The organism is Streptococcus sp. 714 (genome assembly GCF_013277115.1).
Taxonomy (GTDB): domain Bacteria; phylum Bacillota; class Bacilli; order Lactobacillales; family Streptococcaceae; genus Streptococcus.
Genome location: NZ_VMMH01000016.1, coordinates 1 through 1093 on the forward strand (window position 1 = coordinate 1; position 1093 = coordinate 1093).

General features: G+C 37.5%; 1 protein-coding gene. It reads left to right on the forward strand.

The window, feature by feature from the left end; all coding sequences use genetic code 11:
• Positions 1-87: 87 nt before the first annotated feature.
• Positions 88-1093: ISL3 family transposase (locus HT718_RS06205; RefSeq protein WP_173267876.1), on the forward strand; the 1006-nt coding region annotated here is incomplete at its 3' end.

Genomic DNA, 1093 nt, shown 5'->3' on the forward strand with positions numbered 1-1093 from the left:
GATATTATGGAGCCTATTTTATGTAGAAAAAAAGTCCCATATTACCTATAATGAAAAGTGATCAAACAACTCATTAGGAAGAATCATATGGAACAATTACATTTTATCACAAAATTACTAGACATTAAAGACCCAAATATCCAAATTATGGATGTCATTAATAGGAATACCCACAAGGAAATCATCGCTAAACTGGACTACGACGCTCCATCTTGTCCTGAGTGTGGAAGTCAAATGAAGAAATATGACTTCCAAAAACCGTCGAAAATCCCTTACCTCGAAACAACTGGTATGCCTACTAGAATTCTCCTTAAAAAGCGTCGTTTCAAGTGCTATCATTGCTCTAAAATGATGGTCGCCGAGACCTCACTCGTCAAGAAGAATCATCAAATTCCTCGTATTATCAATCAAAAGATTGCGCAAAAGTTGATTGAAAAGACTTCTATGACCGATATTGCACATCAGCTGGCCATTTCAACTTCAACTGTCATCCGTAAGCTCAATGACTTTCGTTTTAAGCATGATTTTTCTCGTCTTCCAGGGATTATGTCTTGGGATGAGTATGCCTTCACTAAGGGAAAGATGAGCTTCATTGCGCAAAATTTTGACAATCTCAATATCATCACTGTTCTTGAAGGTAGAACACAAGCTATCATAAGAAATCATTTTCTGCGTTACAATCGCGCTGTTCGTTGTCAGGTGAAAATCATTACTATGGATATGTTTAGCCCTTACTATGACTTGGCTAAACAGCTTTTTCCGTGTGCTAAAATCGTTCTTGATCGCTTTCACATTGTTCAACATCTTAGCCGTGCTATGAGTCGTGTGCGTGTTCAAATCATGAATCAATTTGAGCGAAAATCTCATGAATACAAGGCTATCAAACGCTACTGGAAGCTCATTCAACAGGATAGTCGTAAACTAAGTGATAAACGTTTTTATCGCCCTACTTTTCGCATGCACTTAACAAATAATGAGATTCTAGACAAGCTTTTGAGCTATTCAGAAGACTTGAGACACCACTATAATCTCTATCAGCTCTTGCTTTTTCACTTTCAGAACAAGAAGCCAGACAAATTCTTCGGACTCATTG